The following is an 18,662-nucleotide window of genomic DNA, read 5'->3' on the forward strand; positions in this document are numbered from 1 at the left end:
CCCTTTCCGTCCTGGGCGGCGAGCGCAGGCGAGCGGAACAGGTCTCGCCGACCGTTCGCGGAAACTCTTCGCCAGTGGATCGAAGCGTGTCAAAGCGGCAGGTGTTATCGCGTGATAGGTGCCGCCGATCAGTGGGCGTCAGCGAGGTGTGACCTCGGGAACCGAAGTCCGGCCGCCAGTGGTGGATCAACGAGGCCCGGGTGGATCATTGAGGCGTGCTGCTGCGCCAACTCGAATACCTTGTCGCCCTCGCCCGCGCCCGCCACTTCGCGCAGGCCGCGCAGGCCTGCTACGTCTCCCAGCCGGCGCTGTCCGAAGGGATCCGGAAACTGGAGGAGGAACTCGGCATCCCGCTGGTCCAGCGGGGGCGCAGGTTCGACGGGCTCACACCGGAGGGCGAGCGGGTCGTTCTGTGGGCGCAGCGCATCCTCGCCGACCGGGACGCGTTGCAGGGCGAGATCCAGGCGCTGCGTTCGGGGCTGAGCGGCCGGTTGCGCATCGGGACCGTCCCGACCGCGACCACGGCGGTCGCCCTGCTGACCCAGCGGTTCTGCGCCTCCAACCCGTTGGCGACCGTCCAGGTCTTCGCCGATCTGCGGGCCGAGGACATCGTGAACAGGCTTCGGTCGTACGAACTGGACGCCGCCGTGACCTACCACAGCTCCGCCGTGGCGCATGGCTTGAAGGTCGTCCCGCTGTACCAGGAGCGCTACGTGTTCCTGACCCAGTGGCCCGCCACCGACACCGGGCCCGCCGAGGTCACCTGGGAGGAAGCCGCCCAGTACCCGCTCTGTCTGCTGCACCCCATGATGCAGGGGCGCCAGGTTCTCGACGCCGTGTTCGAATCAGTGGGTGTCTCCGTGGCCCCGCGCGTCGAGACCGACTCCATCGCCTCCTTGTTCGCGCAGGTCAGGTCCGGTCAGTGGGCGAGTATCGTGCCGCACGCCTGGCTGCATGTCTTCGGCGTACCCACGGGCATGCGGGCCGTCCGCCTGGTCCGGCCCGTCCGCACGGAGCGGATCGGACTGGTGTTGCCGGCTCGTGAGCCGGTCTCCGTGATCGGCCAGGCGCTCGTCGACGCCGCCGACCGGGCGGGAATCGCGGCCGCGCTGGACGAGGTGCCCGAGTAACGGCGCTGCTCCATCTACTGGAGGGCGTGGGGGATCCGGGCCTGACCGAAGCGGTCCCGGGCCGACACCATGCGGTGGATACCCCGTCCCGGCGACCCGCGCGCCTTGCGCGTGGCCCGCGAGGTGCGCGAGAACCTGGCGGCCGCACCTGGACCGACCGCCGGCTCGGACGCGACCTGGAGAACGGCGGCACCTGGCTGCACTGGACGCAGCCGCACGTGCCGTTCGGCCAGCGGTTCGTGCGGCGATCGGGTCGGGCACCCGGCCGGCCTCCCGCTCCGTAGCCGGCCTCGCCCGGCGGGAGGCCCTGTCGGCTGTGCCCCGACTACGGCAGCGGTGTTCCGCCCGTCGCGTTGAGGATCTCCGCGGTGACGAAGCTGGCCTCCTGGGAGGCGAGATACACGTACGCGGGGGCCAGTTCGGCGGGTTGGGCCGGGCGGCCGAGGGGGCTCTGCTTGCCGAACTCGACCGTGTCCGGCATCGTCGCGGGGATCAGCGGCGTCCACACCGGCCCCGGCGCGACCGCGTTGACGCGGATGCCGCGGTCGACGAGCATCTGTGCCAGCCCCTGGGTGAAGGTCACGATCGCGCCCTTGGTCGTCGCGTAGTCCAGCAGATGCGGACTGGGCTTGTAGGCCTGCACCGACGTGGAGTTGATGACGCTGCCGCCCTCGGGGATGTGCGGTACGGCGTACTTCGTCAGCCAGAACATGCCGTAGAGGTTGGTACGCATGACCCGGTCGAACTGCTCGGTCGTGATCGCCTCGATGCCGTCCGGCTGGGACATCTGGTAGGCGGCGTTGTTCACCAGGACATCGATGCGCCCGAACTCCGCGACCGCATGCTCGATCAGGGCTCGGCAGTTGTCCTCCTCACGGATGTCGCAGACGACGGCGACCGCCTTGCGACCGGCGTCCTCGACGAGCCGGGACGTCTCCCGTGCCTCCTCCGCCTCCTCCTGGAGGTAGGTGAACACCACGTCGGCGCCCTCGCGGGCAAAGGCCAGGGCCACCGCCCGCCCGATGCCCGAATCGCCGCCGGTGATGACGGTCACGCGGCCCTCCAGCCGGCCGGCGCCACGGTAGCTCTCCTCGCCGTGATCGGGCGGCGGGTCCATCGGCCCGGTCCATCCAGGGTGGGGCTGCTCCTGCGCCGGGAAGTCCGGCTGCGGATGCTGGGTGGCCGGGTCCTGCTGGGTGTGCTGCGGATCAGTCATGACGGCCTCCTCACCGCACGGACACGGACGGTGGCCGGGTTCCCTCCTGCACCCGGCCGAAAAGCGGATCGCAGACGCGTCGGCGACGACGCCGCCCTTGGAAAGTCCGAAATGCCGCAAAATTGTGTATGGGTGGCGCTGGACCGGATACCCGTGCGAAATGGTGCGGACAGTGAAACGGCATGGACGGCACGGCGGGCATGCCGTCGGCGGCCGTGAGGCCGAGACCGAGCAGACCCCGGGCGCCGGACCGGACGAGCGGGTGGAGCGGCGGGCTCCTGAGAGTCCCACGGACCTGCCCAAGCGGTCCTGGGGCGTGGTGCTGAAAGGCACCTTGAAGGAGTTCAAGAAGGATGAGCTGGCCGACCGGGCGGCGGCGCTGACGTATTACGGGATCCTGGCGCTGTTTCCCGCGCTGCTGGCCCTCGTGTCCCTGCTCGGAATCGTCGGCCAGTCGGCGACGCAGGCGGTGCTGGACAACATCCAGAAGCTCGCCCCGGGCGCCGCACAGGACATCCTGCGCAGCGCGGTCCAGCAGATGCAGGGCAACGCCGGGCTCGGCTCCCTCATGGCGATCGTGGGCCTGGTGCTGGCGGTGTGGTCGGCCTCCGGCTATGTCGCCGCGTTCATCCGCAGCGCCAACGCGGTCTATGACGTCCCCGAGGGCCGTCCCGTGTGGAAGGTGCTGCCGGTACGGGTCGGCGTGACCGTGGTGCTGATGGTCATGGCCGTGATCAGCGCGCTGCTCGTCGTCTTCACCGGAGCTCTGGCGCGGGAGGCGGGCACAGCGCTCGGGGTCGGCGACACGGCGCTCACCGTGTGGTCGATCGCGAAGTGGCCGGTGCTGGTGCTCCTGGTCACGATCATGATCGCGGTCCTGTACTGGGCGACTCCGAACGCGAAGGTCCGCGGCTTCCGCTGGATCACGCCGGGCAGCTTCCTGGCCCTGCTGATCTGGATGATCGCCTCCGCCGGGTTCGCGGTGTACGTGGCCAACTTCGGCTCGTACAACAAGACCTACGGCACCCTCGCCGGCGTGGTCATTTTCCTGGTGTGGCTGTGGATCACCAACCTCGCCGTCCTGCTCGGTCTGGAGTTCGACGCGGAGCTTGTCCGCCAGCGGGCCGTCGCGGGCGGTCACCCGGCCGACGACGAGCCGTATGTGCAGCCGCGTGACACCCGCACGTGGGACGAGGAGGACCGGCGCCGTCTCGAATCCTGACGGCGGCAGATCGCGGCAGGTCACCGTCTGCCGCGGTATGGGTGCGAGGGGGGATCGACGGGAAGTCGGCTGGCCATGGGAGTGATGGCGGCCCTGCGCGACAGGGATCGCCGGGTGGCGAGGCGGGCGATCGCCTCGGGACCGCGCTGGGTTCGGCAGATCGCGCCCGCGGTCGAGGCAGCGCCCGAGCACACCAAGCTGTGGTGGGCGGCGGCAGGGGCGATGGCCGCCGTCGGCGGATGGCGCGGTCGGACGGCGGCTGCGGCCGGGGTGGCCGCGATGGCGACGGCCGAGGTGCTGTCCGGCTGCGTCGCCAAGCGGCTGTACCGGCGGCGCCGTCCGCCGCCCGAATGGGTACCGCCGGGCGATCTCCGGGACCGGCCGGACAGCTCTTCCTTTCCCTCCGGTCACACCGCTGCCGCCTTCGGGTTCGCCGCGGCCGCCGCACGGGTGTGGCCGGCCGCTGGGGCCGTGTGCGGGGCTTCGGCGCTGGTGGTGGCCGCGCAGCGGGTGCACAGCGGTGCGCACTACCCCACCGACGTGGCCGGTGGCGCCGTGATCGGACTGGCCGCGACCGTGCTGGTCCGTGCCGCGCCGTACTTGCTTCGGCGGTACGTGCTCTGAGGGGCGGTGATTGCGCCGGTGCGAGGGGGTACTCGGGCCGTCCGGCCGGATGGCGGAAGGCAAGATCGCCCAGCGCACGCCGCCGGCCGGCCGAGCCCCCGAGGAAGCTGCCGCGCATGCGCAAGGCACGGACGAAGGAAGGTGAGCACCGATGACAGCAGGCGGCTCCCCCCGCACCGGCGAAGCAGGGCAGGAAGCGGTGGGGGAACTGGTCCAGCGCGCGACGCAGCAGCTCTCCCAGCTGGTCCGCGACGAGATGCGGCTGGCGCAGGCCGAGATGACCGAGAAGGGCAAGCGGTTCGGCAAGGGCGGCGGTCTGTTCGGCGGCGCCGGCCTGGTGGGTGTTCTCACCCTGCAGGCGCTGGTGGCCACCGTGATCGCCGCGCTGTCGCTCGTCATGGATGTGTGGCTGGCGGCGCTGATCGTCACCGCTGTCCTGGCCGCCGTCACGGCCCTGATGGCGGCTCTCGGCAAGCAGCAGATCAGCAGGGCATCCCCGCCGACACCGCAGCAGACGGTGGACAGCGTGAAGGCCGACGTGGCCGAGATCAAGGAGAAGGCACAGCGATGACCCAGGACAAGCCGCCCGCGGGCGATGAACCGGCACCTTCCTCGCAGGACCTGCGCGAGCAGGTCGAGGCGACCCGTGAGGAACTCGGCCGGACGGTCGAGGTCCTCGCGGCGAAGACCGATGTGAAGGCCCGTGCTCATGAGAAGGCGACCGAGGTCAAGCAGCAGCTCGCGGAGAAGACCCATCTGGTCACTTCCCGACTCCGGGGCAAGGCGACACATGCCGCCCATCTGGTGCAGGACAGGGCAGCGGAGCCGGTGCGGGCCAAGGCCACAGCGGCCACCGGGCAGGTCCGTGACAAGGCCGTGCACATCGGCGAACTGGCCCGCGAGAAGACTCCTGAACCGCTGCGTGAGAAGGCCGATCAGGGCAGGCGGATGGCACGGGCCAACCGCGCACCGTTGTTCGCGGCGGCGAGCGCCCTGATCGCGGTGCTGGTCATACGTCGCGCCAGGAGGCGGCCATGAAAGCGTCGAAGATCGCCTACAAGCCGGTCGGCCTCTGGCAATTTTTCCTGAGGCTGAAAGGGAACTACCTCTGAGACGGGAACTGAGAGGTCGTTTTCCTCTGTAGTGCGGTGTTATCTCTTGTTTTGCTCCTGCTGATGATCTGGTGCTGGCGAGTCTGCAGTGCGGGCAGCGGTTGGCGAGGCGGATGGTGTGGCGTCTGGGAAGAGAGCCGACTTACGCCTGTCTCATTCCAGGACGCCCGGATCTGTCCCGTGCTCCCGCCAGGCGGAACGCACGCCTGGGCGCACGCCCCCAACCGGCGGTATGCCCAGGTCATGACCGACCGTCGTGCGTATCCGAGTGATCTGTCCGATGCCCGCTGGGAGTTGATCGAGCCGGTGCTGTCCGCCTGGCGCTTCGAACGCCGCGGCCGGGCCCTGGACTTCGGCCGGCCGCCCCGGCACGACCTGCGCGAGATCATGAACGCGATCCTGTACGTGGACCGCACCGGCTGCCAGTGGGCCTACCTCCCGCACGACTTCCCGCCCCACCAGACGGTCTACGGCTACTTCGCCAAATGGCAGACCGACGGCGTCTTCGCCCAGCTCAACGGCTTGTTACGGGAGTTGGTGCGCCAGCAGGAAGGCAAACACCGCCACCCTTCGGCCTGCGTGATCGACGCCCAGAGCGTCAAGACCTCCACCTCCGTCCCCGCCAGAACACAAGGCATCGACGCGGGCAAGAAGATCGTCGGCCGCAAGCGCAGCATCATCACTGACACCCTCGGCCTGCTGCTGGCGGTGCTGGTCACGGCGGCCGGCGTCCAGGATTCCACCGCCGGCCGCACGCTGCTCGAGCAGGCCGCCACCGACCACCCCACCCTGCGCAAGGTCTGGGTCGACGGCGGCTACCGCAAGCACTTCGTCGAGCACGCCGCCACCCTCGGCATCGACCTCGAAATCGTCCAACGCACCCCCGGGACCAGAGGATTCGCCCCGATCCCGAAGCGGTGGACAGTCGAGCGAACCTACGGCTGGCTCATGCTGCACCGGCGCCTGGCCCGCGACTACGAAACCCACCCGCACCGCTCCGAAGCCATGATCCACCTGGCCATGACCGACCTGATGGCCCGCCGCCTCACCGGCGAGACCACCATCTCCTGGCGCGACCCGACATAGCAGAATCAAAGCGACATCTCGGGATGAAACAACGGGAGAAAACGACCTCTGAGACGGACAACGTCGAAGGGCCCCACCGCGAACGGTGGGGCCCTTCGACATCGTGCAGGTGTCTGGCTGCCGCCAGGGTTTCAGCCCGGATCAGCGAACTCGCTGTGGCGGAGCGGGCCGGGCTTGGTGCCCCTCCGCCTCTGCGCAAGCCGCTGGCCGCTCAGCGCCGCCGGGTCGGCCCGGGAAAGGCTCACGAGCACTGGGCCACTTCCGCCCGACAGGTTCAGGGCTTCTCGCCGTCCCGGTCGACGAGCGACTGGGTCATCTTCATCTCGCAGAATGTGACCTCGCCCTTCTTGTACGAGCGCCCAGCCGACGAGCCGTCCTCATACTTCTCCTCGTAGTCGCGCACCGCAACCGACTGGTTCCCCTGGTACTGGAAGGTGTCGGGGTCGAGGAGGTACTCCCGGCGCTGAACGGCTTTGCTGCCCAGGTTCGGGTATATGGCGATGGCGTCATGCCCCATGGGGTCCTTCACCAGGTGCGGGACCACCTCGATCCCGGGGTCCGCGGCCAGGGCCCGGTACAGCTTGGCCATCCCCTGGGGATGCACGGGATAGGCCTCGTCGAGGGTCGCCAGGAGCGCGAAGGTCTCGAGCTGCTCACCCGTCAAGCCGGTGTCCTTGCCCATGGGGAACATGTCCGCCGCCTGCTTCCGGATCTCGGCGGGGTCGTCCGGCAGCGAGGCGAGCAGGCGATACAGCCGCCGCTGCGAGGGCTCGGTGTCGCCGTCCTTGTCGTCCTCCCTCACGGGGCTGTCGTACTGGACCCACTCCTCGCTCACCTCGGGCTTGGCATCGGGCGCCGCGTCCGACGCTCCGTATCGGCACTGCGCGGTCTTCAGGTAGACCCACTGGCCGTCGCGCGGATGCAGATCCGGCTGCTGCGACACCACCTCCGCCGCCTGCTCCAGGAGCGCCGTCGCGGACGTCAGGTCGGGGCCGGCAGGCTGCACGCCGCGCTCTGGTCCATCGCCACCGACGAGCATGGTCGCCAGCACCGCGATGGTGATCACCGTCGTGGCGACCCCCGCAGCCGTCACGCGCCAGTCCAGCCGCACCCTGCGTGCAGAGCTCTGCTGCGCTGCTCCCAGCAGCTTCTGGCGGCCGGGAACCAGCCGCACCCGGTCCGGCGTCGGCGCATCGGCGCGCAACTCGCGCAGCTTGGTCATGTCATCCATGGGTTACCGCCCCGTTGTGGTCGCTTACGAGGGTGGGGTCGGCGCCGAGCGCCGTACGCATCTTGCGCCGCGCCCGGTTCAGCCGGGAGCGGACCGTGCCGACCGGCACCCCGAGGGCGTCGGCACACTCCTGGTAGGTGAAGTCCGCCCAGGCGACCAGCAGCAGTACATGCCGGTCCTTCCCGGGCAAGGCCGCGATCGCCCCGGCCAGCGCCTGCTGCGAGGCTTCGGCCGTCACCCGCTCGTCGGCCCGTTCCGACCAGGACTCGGCCACCGGGTCGACGCCGGTACGGGCCAGCGCCCGCAGCGCCCGCACTTCGGCGCGGCGGTGGCTGCCGATGAGGTTGCCGGCGATGCCGTAGAGCCACGGCCGGGCACTGGCGCGCGCGACGTCGTAGCGGGAGCGGTTGCGGAAGGCGATGAGGAAGGTCTGCGCCGTGATGTCGTCGGCGTGACTGTCGCCCAGCCGGCGCATCACATACCGGTGGATCTCGGCGGCGTGTCTGTCGTAAAGCCTGGCGAATATCTCCGGCCGCTCCAGGGATTCCTGGATGACCAGCGCGTCGTCGGTGGGTGGATCCCCCACAAGGCCCTCGCTTCTTCGTGCAGTAGGAGTGACGTGCATTCCACCCCCTGTTGTCCGAAGCGGCCAGGAGGGTTCACGCGCAGGAGATGTGCCAGTTCGTGTGCCCGGACAGCCCACGAGCTCTCGCCGCCAGAATCCGTGACAGCGGCGCTCCACTCTGGGGCTTGTTACTCCCGCCGCACCGCGTGACCCCTGTCTCACCCGTGCGGCACCCCTTGGCTATGCAACGAGTTGCATATGAAGATCGAGGTATGGCGCTCGAGCACGCGATCCTCGTCTCCCTGCTGGAGAAGCCGGGCTCCGGCTATGAGCTGGCCCGGCGGTTCGACCGGTCCATCGGATACTTCTGGACCGCCACGCACCAGCAGATCTACCGCGTTCTCAAGCGCATGGAGAGCGATGGCCTGCTCAGTGTCCGTGGGCTGCCGCAGCAGAGTCGGCCGGACAAGAAGGAGTACTCCGTCGTGGGCCCCGGCCGCGCCGCCCTCTCTCAGTGGCTGCACGAACCGATCGAACCCGAGAGCATCCGGCACGAGCTCGCCGTGAAGATCCGCGGCGCGGCCTTCGACGACCCGGCCGTGCTGATCCGTGAGGTCGAGCGGCATCGCCAGGTGCACAGCGACCGGCTCGCGCACTATCTCGCCGGAGAGCTGCGCGACTTCACCGGCCCGACGGCCCCCACCGCGCTCGACGCAGGTCAGGAGCTGCAGCATGTCGTGCTGCGCGGTGGCATCGCGTACGAGCGGATGACGGTCGCCTGGCTCGACGACGTACTCGCCACCCTCCGCCTGCTCGGAACGCAACACCCGCATACCTGAGCAGCCGGCCACCGCCGGCCGCGCTCCGCGACCTTTGTTCCGTCACTTCACCCTCAACCCTCAACCCTCAACCCTCGGAAGGCGGACCTCCATGGCCGACTCCCTCCTCTTCAACCCGCGCACGTACGACCCGGCGCAGTTCGACCCCGAGACCCGCAGGTTGCTGCGGGCCACCGTCGACTGGTTCGAGGAGCGCGGCAAGCGCAGGCTGATCGAGGACTACCGTTCCCGCGCCTGGCTGGCGGATTTCCTCGCGTTCGCGGCCAAGGAGGGGCTGTTCGCCACCTTCCTCACCCCGGCGTCCGCCGCCGGACAGGAGGACCAGCGCTGGGACACGGCCCGGATCGCCGCCCTCAACGAGATCTTCGGCTTCTACGGTCTCGACTACTGGTACGCCTGGCAGGTGACCATCCTCGGTCTCGGACCGGTCTGGCAGAGCGACAACACCGCGGCTCGCGCCCGCGCGGCGGAACTCCTCGCCCAGGGTGAGGTGTTCGCCTTCGGTCTCTCCGAGAAGACCCATGGCGCCGACATCTACTCCACCGACATGCTGCTGACGCCGGACGGCAACGGCGGCTTCAGGGCGACGGGTTCGAAGTACTACATCGGCAACGGCAACGCCGCCGGGCTCGTCTCGGTCTTCGGTCGGCGCACCGACATCGAGGGCCCGGACGGCTACGTCTTCTTCGCCGCGGACAGCCGCCACCCGGCCTACCACCTCGTGAAGAACGTCGTCGACTCCTCGAAGTACGTCAGCGAGTTCCGCCTCGAGGACTACCCGGTGGGCCCGGACGACGTCCTGCACACGGGCCGCGCCGCCTTCGACGCCGCCCTCAACACCGTCAACGTCGGCAAGTTCAACCTCTGCACCGCCTCGATCGGCATCTGCGAGCACGCGATGTACGAGGCGGTCACCCACGCGCACAACCGCATCCTGTACGGCCGCCCCGTCACCGCCTTCCCGCACGTGCGCCGCGAGCTGGCCGACGCGTACGTCCGCCTGGTCGGCATGAAGCTGTTCAGCGACCGCGCCGTCGACTACTTCCGCTCCGCCTCGCCGGACGACCGCCGCTACCTGCTCTTCAACCCGATGACGAAGATGAAGGTGACGACGGAGGGCGAGAAGGTCATCGACCTGATGTGGGACGTGATCGCCGCCAAGGGCTTCGAGAGGGACACCTACTTCGCCCAGGCCGCCGTCGAGATCCGGGGGCTGCCCAAGCTCGAGGGCACGGTGCACGTCAACCTCGCGCTGATCCTCAAGTTCATGCGCAACCACCTGCTGAACCCGGCCGAGTTCGCGGCCGTACCGACCCGCCTCGACGCGGCCGACGACACGTTCCTCTTCCAGCAGGGACCGGCCCGTGGCCTCGGCTCCGTGCGCTTCCACGACTGGCGCCCCGCCTACGACGCATACGCCGGGGTGCCGAACGTCGCCCGCTTCCGGGAGCAGGCCGACGCCCTGTGCGAGTTCGTCGCCACCGCGGCCCCCGACGAGGAGCAGAGTCGCGACCTCGATCTCCTCCTCGCCGTCGGCCAGTTGTTCGCCCTGGTGGTGCACGGCCAGCTGATCCTGGAGCAGGCCCGCCTGACCGACCTCGACGAGGACGTGCTCGACGAGCTGTTCTCCGTCCTCGTCCGCGACTTCTCCGCCTACGCCGTCGAGCTGCACGGCAAGGACTCCGCCACCGCGGATCAGCAGCGTTGGGCGCTCGGTGCCGTCCGGCGACCCGTCGTCGACGAAGCGCGTTCGAGGCGCGTCTGGGAGAGTGTCGAGGCGCTGTCCGGGGCGTACGAGATGGCGCCCTGACAGCGCGCCCAGGGGACTCGTCGACTCGTCGGCACGTGACGGTCATGCTCCCCGGGAGCGGTGACGCACGTACCGTGGCCTGCGCGCGCCCTGCCGCGCCGAGGCCACGGTACGCGGTGCCGACCTCGCTGATCACCCCGCCGTAGCCATCGCTGACCCGGTCAATCCCCGCCCGGCAGTGCTCCGGTGTGCGTTCCACCACTCTGCCCGCCCTCGTGCTGCGGGGACTGGTGCTCGGCGTGGGCGACGAAGTAATCGGCATCCTTCGGCCGCTGGGCCCCCGGGCGTGGCCGCGGCGCCGGTACGAGATGGGGGATGTGCTTGGAGCAGTGCACATACGCCTCCTCCACCGCGATGTGCACCCAGAACTCGGGCCTGCGCCCCGGAGCGGTGTCCACAGGAAGGCGGGGGTAGGCCCGCCGCTGCTCCTCGTCCCGGTGGAGCCGAGCCGCGCCGTTGACGTGCAGGCCGATGTGGTCCTCCGCGAAGTCGACGAAGAGCAGGCCGATATGCGGGTTCTCGGTGATGTTCCCCGCGCTGGCGAGGACCCCGTTCCCCCGGTACTCGGGGTAGGTGAGGGTGCCGTCGTCCAGCACGGTGACGAAGCCCGGGGGACCGGCACGGAAGGTGACGTCACAGTTTCCGCCGGCGTCCGACGTGGACAGGAACGCCATGGTCTGGCGCCCTATGAAATCCGCCATCTGCGGGGTCAACCGGGTCTGCACCTGGCGGTCGTAGAAGGTGGCGGCCTGGTCGGCCGTGCCGAGAAGGTGCTGTAGACGGCGCTCGCCGACGGAGCCGGTGGACTCGTGGGTGTGGTTCACGGAACGAGCTGCCTTCCTTTGGCCTTCAGCTGGGCGTAGGGAGCGACGGCACTCTAACGCCGGACGGAGCACGGTGTCGTGGTGGGCACAGGTAAGTGACGATCACCCCTTCACGGGCACACGTTCGCGACGATCTGCACGTTCGCCGACAATCGGTAACTACGCGAGGATGCGCACGCTCGGCTGTTCGAGGTGGCCGCCGCCACGGTGACCTCAGGGATTCTCGGACCCGGAGTGATCGGTGAGGACGGATGAGCTCGAGTTCAGCCCAGGCCCCGGACCCTCAGGGTCCCGTGCCGGCCGATAACGGCAACGGTCCTGCCGTATCCCGTAGGGAGTTCGACGCCCTCTTCGAAGCCGTCCGCACATGGGGGCAGTGGGCCCCGGCCGACCGTGGTGCCTGGAACCGTGTGACCGCGGACCACGTGCGGCGCGCCACGGCCGCGGTGCGGTCCGGGACGGTCGTCCCGACGGCACTGCCCTGGAACACCAGGTCCGGCCCCGACAACCGCAGACCGGCCCTGCACCACATGACGGATCTGGGCGATGCGGAAGTCTCCGAAGCCCCCGAACCCCGCACCCACAAGGATTTCATCGCCGCCGACTACCACGGCAAGGGTGTCACCCATCTCGACGCCCTGTGCCACATCGCCTACCGGGGGCAGCTCTACGACGGCCGGACGGCGAACGAGGCCGTCGACTCCGCGGGCGCCCGCTTCGGCGCGGTGTCGACGCTCGGCCCTCTCGTCACGAAGGGTGTGCTCCTCGACCTCCCGGCCGTCCTGGGGATCCGCTGGCTGGAGCCGGGGCGAGCGGTCCACGCGAAGGACATCGTCGCGGCGGAGAAGGCGCTTGGCGTGACGATCGGCGAGGGCGACGCGGTGCTGCTGCGCTCCGGACACGTCCGGCGCCGCGCGGAACTCGGTGCCTGGGACCCCGACACGGCGAGCGCGGGCCTCCACGTGAACGCCGTACCGCTGCTGGCCGAGCGCGGTATCGCGCTGCTGGGCGGGGACGGCGACAGCGATGTGCGGCCCTCGCCGGTGGACGGCGTGCACTCGCCGGTCCACGCCCTGGCCGTGGCCGCGATGGGGGTGCCCCTGCTGGACAACCTCGACCTGGAGGCGCTCTCCGCCGCGACCGCCGAGGCGGGGCGCCATGAATTCATGTTCGTCGTGGCGCCGTTGAACATTCCGGGCGGGACCGGTTCGCCCGTCACCCCGGTCGCGGTCCTGTGACCACGACCCCGGTCCGGTTACCGTGCGTGAGGGATTTTACGAACCGTGACTCTCGCCCTTGATGTCCCGTATTCTCGTCAATGCCGGATATTTCCGAAGAGTGGATTGTTGAAGGCGTGAGTGAGGCGAAGCGTGGTTCTGCCCGGTGGGGAACCGAAGCCGACGGGGCCTGCGACATACGGCACAGGGCCCGCTCGTTCCCGTGAGCGGTTTCTGCAGGGCGAGCCGGTCGAGACGGGCGTACGAGCGTCGATCTTGAATTCATGGCAGCGCTGTGGATCCCTGGGCCTCTCGCCGGACCAGGACGACCTTCCCTTCCGGGACGATTTCGACCCGGACGGCCGGATCGTGCGCGCGGCCGTGCCCGTCCTCGACCGGCTGCAGTCCCGGTTCGCCGGCAGCGCGATGAACATCTCCGTCGCGGACGCGAACGGCACGGTCCTCCTGCGCCGTTTCGGAGAGGCGTCCCTGGCCAGAGCTCTCCCGGCGATCCAACGCGTCCCGGGATTCGTGTTCGCCGAGCGGGTCGCCGGTACCAACGGCATCGGTCTCGCCCTCGCGGAGCGCCGTCTCATCCGCGTGTACGGCGCCGAGCACTTCGCCGAGCGTTCTCAGGGCAGTGCCTGCCGCGCACTCCCCGTCCGGGACCCGCTCAGCGGCCGTATCGAGGGCGTCCTGTGCTTCGGATATCCGCGCAGCGCCGAGGACCCGGCGCTGGACGCCGTGATACGCAAGGCGGCGAAGGCCATCGAGCGGCGGCTGCTCGGGCAGAGCTCCGCGCGAGGGCGCGCTCTGCTGCGGGCGTACCTGGACGCGGGGGCCAGAACCGCGGCCGGTCTCCACCGCGGTGTCGGGGTGGACGAGCTGGCCCGTGAACTGCACCCCCGGGACCGGTCCGTCCTCGTGGGGACGGCCACCGAACTGATCTCCCGCGGGGATCGAGCCGCTGTCGACGTGCACCTGTCCGACGGCCGGCGGGTCACGCTCGTGAGCCGTCCGGTGACGAGTGCCTCCGGGGTGGCGGGTATCGCCATCGAGGCCTTCCTCCCCGCCCTCTCGCGCGCAAAGTCCCTCGCCGTCCCGCGGCAGGCCGACGAGCCGCTGGGCCTCCCCGCCGACCTTGCCGACATCCGTGGCGGCCCGCTGCCGGGGACTGTGCACGCCGCCCCGGCGCCCGAGCCTCACTCCGTCACCGCGTCGTCCAGGCTCCTGCCCGTCGCCGCACCCGGCCAGGGCGTCACGATCACCGACTCCGGCGACGCTACGGACCACCACCCCGACTCCCCGCCCCCGGCGAGAGGCCTCGTGCTGGTGGGGGAGCCGCACGTGGGGACGTACGCCCTGGCCGCGCGCCGCCGCCTGGAGTTGCTCTCCGAGACCAGCACCCGCATAGGCACCACCCTCGACATTCGCCGTACCGCCGAGGAACTCGCCGAGACGGCGGTGCCGCGGTTGGCCGACTTCGTCACCATCGACCTGCCCGAGGCCGTACTGCGCGGTGAGGAGGCCGCCGATCCCGGCGGTGACCTGCGCCGTACGGTGGTCCACGGCATTCGCGACAACCTTCCCTTCAAGCCGGTGGGCAAGCGGGTCGACTACGGCCCGACCACGCCCCACCTGCGGTGTCTGACCAGCGGGCAGGCAGTGCTGGAACCGGACCTGAAGGCCGCCGCGGGCTGGCTCGCGCAGGACCCCGAGCACACCGAGCAGCTGCTGAGCCATGTCCACTCCCTCATCGCGGTGCCCTTGGTCGCCCGCGGCGTGGTGCTGGGCATCGCCGGCTTCTACCGGGGACAGGACCCCGCACCCTTCGATGACGACGACCGCTCGCTGGCCCAGGAACTGGCCACCCGAGCCGCCCTGTCCATCGACAACGCACGCCGCTACACGCGCGAACGCGCCATGGTCCTGGCCCTGCAGCACAGCCTGCTCCCGCACGGCCTGCCCGATCAGGACTCGGTCGAGGTCGCGCATCGCTACCTGCCCGCTGAATCCGACGTCGGTGGGGACTGGTACGACGTCGTACCCCTCTCGGGGACCCGTGTCGGCCTCTTCGTCGGCGACGTCGTCGGACACGGCATGCTCTCCGCCGCCACCATGGGCCGCCTGCGCACCGCCGCACGCAGCTTCGCCGAACTCGACTTCCCACCGGACGACGTCCTCACCCACCTCGACAACCTCGTGGGACGCCTGGACCGGGAGGACCCCGTCTCCGACGGCGGCGGCATCATCGGCGCCACCTGCCTGTACGCGATCTACGACCCGACCACGCAGCAGTGCAGCATGGCCCGCGCAGGCCATCCACCGCCCGCGGTGGTCCACCCCGACGGCGCGGTGTCCTTCCCGGACCTGCCCGCCGGGCCTCCTCTCGGTCTCGGCGGCCTGCCCTTCGAATCCGCCGAGATCCACCTCCCCGAGGGCAGTCAGCTCGTCCTCTACACGGACGGGCTCATAGAGGACCGGCAACGCGACGTCGACATGGTCCTCGACCAGCTGCGAGGAACCCTGGCCCACCCGGAGCGCACGCCCGAGGAAGCCTGTCAGGCCGTCCTGGACACCGTGGCGCCCGCTCATCCCTGCGACGACATCGCCCTGCTCGTCGCCCGCACCCACGCCCTGGACCCCGACCGCATCGCCACCTGGGACCTGCCCGCCGACCCGGCCCTGGTCAGCGAGGTCCGCGCCTGCGCCGTCCGGCAACTGGCCGACTGGGGCCTCGACGAGGCCGCGTTCGCCGCGGAACTCATGCTCAGCGAGCTGGTCACCAACGCCATCCGCCACGGCACCGGGCCCGTCCGGGTACGGCTGCTCCACGGCCGCACCCTGATCTGCGAGGTCTCCGACACCAGCAACACCGCCCCGCACCTGCGCCGGGCGGCCGGCACCGACGAGGGCGGCCGTGGCCTGTTCCTCGTCGCGCAGCTGTCACGGAGCTGGGGTACGCGCTACCTCCCGCAGGGCAAGGTCATCTGGGCCGAGTGCGGGCTCGCCGGTGTTTGACGGCAATGCCTCACATGCAATGACTGAAATGTCATGATCTGATCCGTTGGTGTCCCCTCATGAAAGCCGCGAAGAACGTGCCAGGCCGACCCCGGGGAGATGTCCGTGGACGACGCTCCCGACACCGCTGACGAGGCGATCCCGCCCTTCGGAGCGCAACCTCTGGTCCGCATCCGCGGGCTCCGCAAGAGGTTCGGGGGGACCGTCGCGCTGGCCGGGGTCGACCTCGACGTCCACGCCGGCAGCGTCCTCGCCCTCCTGGGCCCCAACGGCGCCGGAAAATCCACGCTCATCAAGGTGCTCTCCGGCGTCCACCACGCCGACGCCGGGCAGATCACGGTGGACGGGCACCCACTCGGAAGCCATGCCGCAGCGCACAGCATGTCCTTCATCCACCAGGACCTCGGTCTCGTCGAGTGGATGACGGTCGCCGAGAACATCGCCCTGAGCACCGGGTACGCGCGCCGTGCCGGGCTGATCTCCTGGCGGCGGACCCGCGAGGACAGCACCGACGCCCTGCGGACCGTCGCCGCGCATCTCGACCCCGACACACCGATCGCCCACCTCGCCCCCACCGAACGCTCCCTGGTCGCCATCGCCCGAGCCCTGGCGGCGCGGGCGAAGCTCATCGTCCTCGACGAGCCCACCGCCCGCCTCCCGGCCTCGGACTGCGCCCGGCTCTTCCGTGTCCTGCACGCGCTGCGCGACCGGGGACACGGCATCCTCTACGTCAGCCACCGCCTGGACGAGGTGTACGAGGTGGCCGACACCTTCGCGGTCCTGCGCGACGGGCGCCTCGTCAGCCACGGCCCGCTCGCCGGCCACAGCCCCGCCCGCCTGGTGCACGACATCGTCGGCGAGGAACTGACCCACCGCCACCCCGCCCGGATCCCCGCCCACGGCCCCGCCGTCCTGACACTCGACGGCGTACGGACCACGGACGCGGGACCGGTCAGTCTGGAACTCAGGGCCGGAGAAGTCGTTGCACTGGTCGGCCTCTCGGGCGCCGGACACCTGGGCCTGGGCCGGGCCCTGGCCGGCGCCCGGCCCGTCGTCGCCGGGAGGGTGCTCCTCGGCGGCCGGCCGTACCGCCCGCGTGGGGTCGCGGACGCCGTGGGCCGCGGTGTCGGCCTGGTGCCCGGGGACCGACAGCGGGAGGCCTGCCTCGCCGAGCTGACCGTACGGGAGAACCTGCTGGCCAACCCCCGCGCCGGAGGCCCCCCGGTGCCGCGGTGGATCAGTCCCCGCCGTGAACGCGCCGAGGCCACCACCCTCATCGAACGGTTCTCGGTGCGGCCACGCGACAGCGAGGCCCCCATCGCCACCCTGTCCGGTGGAAACCAGCAGAAGGTGATGATCAGCCGTTGGCTGCGAGCGGGCCCGCGCCTGCTGATCCTGGAGGAGCCGACCGCGAGCGTGGACGTAGGTGCCAAGGCCGCGGTCCACCGGCTGCTCGACGAGGCGCTGGCCGCCGGCCTCGCGGTCCTGCTCATCTCCACCGACTTCGAGGAGGTCGTCGGCGCGTGCCGGCGCGCCCTGGTCTTCGTCGGCGGGTCCGTGACGGCCGAGCTGAGCGGCCCGGCCCTCACCGTCGCCGGGCTCACCCGGTCGGCTTCGGCCATGCCACCCTCCGGAACCGCGACGCACCCATGACCCCGTCGCCGCACCGCCCGGGCGGGCACCTCATCGGCGCCTACGGGCTGCTGGCCCTCACCGGCCTGCTCTTCCTGATCTTCTCCCTCGCCCTGCCGCGCACCTTTCCCACGCTGGACACCGTCGACTCGATCCTGTCCAACCAGTCGATCCCGGCCGTCCTCGCGCTCGCCGCCATGGTCCCCATCGTCACCGGCGCGTTCGATCTCTCGATCGGCTACGGCCTCGGCCTCGCCCACGTCATGGTGATGCAGCTGATCGTCAACGACGGGTGGCCCTGGCCGCTCGCCTGCCTCGCGGTGATCGTCGCAGGGGCGGTCGTCGGCGTCCTCAACGGTGTCGTCGTCGTGTTCGGCCGGATCGACTCCTTCATCGCCACGCTCGGCACCGGCAGCATGCTGTACGCCGTCACCGGCTGGGTGACCGAAGGCGGCCGGATCGTCCCCGGACCGCAGGGCCTCCCGGCAGCCTTCACCGACCTCTACGACTCCACGTTCCTGGGCCTGCCGGTCCCCGCCTTCTACGTGCTCGCGCTCGCGGCCGCCCTCTGGCTGGTGCTGGAACGGCTGCCGCTCGGCCGGTACCTGTACGTCATCGGGTCGAACCCGCGCGCCGCCGACCTGGTCGGCATCCCGACCCGCAGATACACCCTCTACACGTTCACCGCGTCGGGGTTGATCGTCGGCTTCGCCGGTGTACTGCTCGCGGCCCAGCAGCAGATCGGCAACCCCAGCGTCGGTCTCGACTACCTGCTGCCCGCCTTCACCGGCGCCCTGCTCGGTGCCACCGCGATCAAACCCGGCCGGCCCAACGCCCTGGGCACCGTCGTCGCCGTCGCCGTGCTGGCCGTCGGTCTCACCGGCATCGGACAGATGGGCGCCGACTTCTGGACGGTCCCGCTGTTCCACGGCGGCACCCTGCTCCTCGCCGTCGGCCTGGCCGGCTACGCGGCCCGCCGCCGACTGCGTACCGGCGCCGTATCGGCCCGCGATGCGCCCGCCGAGCCACCGCCCACCCCGACGCAGGACGACGGTGCCACGGGCACCGCTCCATGAACCGCACCAAGGGCCCCTCGCCCGGTCGTGTCCTCCCGCCCATGACTCCGTGAGGAG

16 protein-coding genes are annotated in these 18,662 nt (G+C 70.4%); 12 read left to right on the forward strand and 4 right to left on the reverse strand.

Annotation, left to right across the window (positions count from 1 at the left end; translation table 11 throughout):
- Window positions 1–215: 215 nt before the first annotated feature.
- Window positions 216–1,130: a LysR family transcriptional regulator gene (locus EJ357_RS42575; RefSeq protein WP_126397436.1), complete on the forward strand. Its 915-nt coding sequence runs from the start codon at window positions 216–218 to the stop codon at window positions 1,128–1,130.
- 325 nt (window positions 1,131–1,455) lie between these two features.
- On the opposite strand, the gene EJ357_RS42585 is transcribed toward EJ357_RS42575, so the two are convergent.
- Window positions 1,456–2,346: an SDR family oxidoreductase gene (locus EJ357_RS42585; RefSeq protein WP_126397440.1), complete on the reverse strand. Its 891-nt coding sequence runs from the start codon at window positions 2,344–2,346 to the stop codon at window positions 1,456–1,458.
- A 160-nt stretch (window positions 2,347–2,506) separates the two neighbouring features.
- Between EJ357_RS42585 and EJ357_RS42590 the strand changes: the two genes are divergently transcribed.
- The 5 genes from EJ357_RS42590 to EJ357_RS42610 all read left to right on the forward strand — a co-directional run bounded on the left by EJ357_RS42590 (window position 2,507) and on the right by EJ357_RS42610 (window position 6,390).
- Window positions 2,507–3,568, forward strand: a complete 1,062-nt coding sequence (locus tag EJ357_RS42590) for a YihY/virulence factor BrkB family protein (protein WP_126397442.1) — start codon at window positions 2,507–2,509, stop codon at window positions 3,566–3,568.
- Between the two features lie 75 nt (window positions 3,569–3,643).
- Window positions 3,644–4,192, forward strand: a complete 549-nt coding sequence (locus EJ357_RS42595) for a phosphatase PAP2 family protein (RefSeq protein WP_126397444.1) — start codon at window positions 3,644–3,646, stop codon at window positions 4,190–4,192.
- Between the two features lie 151 nt (window positions 4,193–4,343).
- Window positions 4,344–4,763: a phage holin family protein gene (locus tag EJ357_RS42600; protein ID WP_126397446.1), complete on the forward strand. Its 420-nt coding sequence runs from the start codon at window positions 4,344–4,346 to the stop codon at window positions 4,761–4,763.
- The gene (locus EJ357_RS42605) at window positions 4,760–5,230 is read left to right on the forward strand and encodes a DUF3618 domain-containing protein (protein WP_126397448.1); all 471 of its coding nucleotides are present in this window, start codon (window positions 4,760–4,762) and stop codon (window positions 5,228–5,230) included. Before EJ357_RS42600 ends, EJ357_RS42605 begins: the two co-directional genes overlap by 4 nt.
- 317 nt (window positions 5,231–5,547) lie before the next feature.
- A complete protein-coding gene (locus EJ357_RS42610; protein ID WP_126387580.1) occupies window positions 5,548–6,390 on the forward strand; it encodes an IS5 family transposase in 843 nt (280 codons plus the stop codon).
- Between the two features lie 274 nt (window positions 6,391–6,664).
- Here the strand turns inward: EJ357_RS42610 and EJ357_RS42615 are convergent, their stop codons facing one another.
- Both EJ357_RS42615 and EJ357_RS42620 read right to left on the reverse strand, forming a co-directional pair.
- Window positions 6,665–7,621, reverse strand: a complete 957-nt coding sequence (locus EJ357_RS42615; protein WP_126397450.1) for a CU044_5270 family protein — start codon at window positions 7,619–7,621, stop codon at window positions 6,665–6,667.
- Window positions 7,614–8,207: an RNA polymerase sigma factor gene (locus tag EJ357_RS42620; protein WP_126397452.1), complete on the reverse strand. Its 594-nt coding sequence runs from the start codon at window positions 8,205–8,207 to the stop codon at window positions 7,614–7,616. Before EJ357_RS42620 ends, EJ357_RS42615 begins: the two co-directional genes overlap by 8 nt.
- A 251-nt stretch (window positions 8,208–8,458) precedes the next feature.
- Between EJ357_RS42620 and EJ357_RS42625 the strand changes: the two genes are divergently transcribed.
- Both EJ357_RS42625 and EJ357_RS42630 read left to right on the forward strand, forming a co-directional pair.
- Complete coding sequence (locus EJ357_RS42625) at window positions 8,459–9,025, forward strand: PadR family transcriptional regulator (RefSeq protein WP_126397454.1); 567 nt, start codon at window positions 8,459–8,461, stop codon at window positions 9,023–9,025.
- Window positions 9,026–9,116: 91 nt separating this feature from the next.
- The gene (locus tag EJ357_RS42630; protein WP_126397456.1) at window positions 9,117–10,835 is read left to right on the forward strand and encodes an acyl-CoA dehydrogenase family protein; all 1,719 of its coding nucleotides are present in this window, start codon (window positions 9,117–9,119) and stop codon (window positions 10,833–10,835) included.
- Between the two features lie 161 nt (window positions 10,836–10,996).
- On the opposite strand, the gene EJ357_RS42635 is transcribed toward EJ357_RS42630, so the two are convergent.
- On the reverse strand, window positions 10,997–11,659 hold the full coding sequence (locus tag EJ357_RS42635; protein ID WP_126397458.1) for a pyridoxamine 5'-phosphate oxidase family protein: 663 nt from the start codon (window positions 11,657–11,659) through the stop codon (window positions 10,997–10,999).
- A 251-nt stretch (window positions 11,660–11,910) separates the two neighbouring features.
- On the opposite strand from EJ357_RS42635, the gene EJ357_RS42640 reads away from it, so the two are divergent.
- The 4 genes from EJ357_RS42640 (at window position 11,911) to EJ357_RS42655 (ending at window position 18,605) form a co-directional block, all read left to right on the forward strand.
- Window positions 11,911–12,897 carry a cyclase family protein gene (locus tag EJ357_RS42640; protein ID WP_126397460.1) on the forward strand — a complete coding sequence of 329 codons (987 nt, stop codon included), beginning with the start codon at window positions 11,911–11,913 and terminating at the stop codon, window positions 12,895–12,897.
- Window positions 12,898–13,029: 132 nt separating this feature from the next.
- Entirely contained in the window at window positions 13,030–15,897 is a 2,868-nt protein-coding gene (locus tag EJ357_RS42645; protein WP_126397462.1) for a SpoIIE family protein phosphatase, read from the forward strand.
- A gap of 105 nt (window positions 15,898–16,002) precedes the next feature.
- On the forward strand, window positions 16,003–17,550 hold the full coding sequence (locus EJ357_RS42650) for a sugar ABC transporter ATP-binding protein (RefSeq protein WP_126397464.1): 1,548 nt from the start codon (window positions 16,003–16,005) through the stop codon (window positions 17,548–17,550).
- On the forward strand, window positions 17,547–18,605 hold the full coding sequence (locus EJ357_RS42655) for an ABC transporter permease (RefSeq protein ID WP_126397466.1): 1,059 nt from the start codon (window positions 17,547–17,549) through the stop codon (window positions 18,603–18,605). Before EJ357_RS42650 ends, EJ357_RS42655 begins: the two co-directional genes overlap by 4 nt.
- The last annotated feature ends 57 nt before the right edge of the window (window positions 18,606–18,662 follow it).

This window comes from Streptomyces cyaneochromogenes, from assembly GCF_003963535.1.
In the GTDB taxonomy this organism is placed as follows: Bacteria; Actinomycetota; Actinomycetes; order Streptomycetales; family Streptomycetaceae; genus Streptomyces; species Streptomyces shaanxiensis.